Annotated in this window: 1 protein-coding gene; it reads left to right on the forward strand. The window is 60.9% G+C overall.

What is annotated here, in order from left to right; genetic code table 11:
• Nucleotides 1–49: 49 nt before the first annotated feature.
• On the forward strand, nt 50–345 hold a 296-nt coding region (locus QWI17_RS10615; protein ID WP_302722480.1), incomplete at its 3' end, for a hypothetical protein.

Consider the following 345-nt stretch of genomic DNA (forward strand, 5'->3'; position numbering starts at 1 on the left):
AATCGGGGAATTCCGCTGCGCAGATATGCCACTCACGGTGAGGTGACCCATGAGCACATTTGCAGTGTTCGGCATGACCGCGAGCGCGGCACTGGCCGAAGCTAAGAAGAAGACCAGGACCACACGCCCAAGCGGGAAGATTGGTTGCCCCCCCGTAGACCTCTCACCTGCCGAGTGGGACGAAGCGGTCAAGCGCAATGCCGAAACCACGATGGCTGGCGAACGGGTCAAACAGCTCAGTGCGCTATTCGATACCCCGCAGCACGCCATGCAGTTCATCGAGCTAGCCAAGCGTGCCGGCGCCTGCCGTGATCTCAAGATCCGCTGCAAAGCAGCCCTGCTCGA

Origin of the sequence: Gilvimarinus gilvus (assembly GCF_030518155.1) — a bacterium.
Lineage (GTDB): Bacteria > Pseudomonadota > Gammaproteobacteria > Pseudomonadales > Cellvibrionaceae > Gilvimarinus > Gilvimarinus gilvus.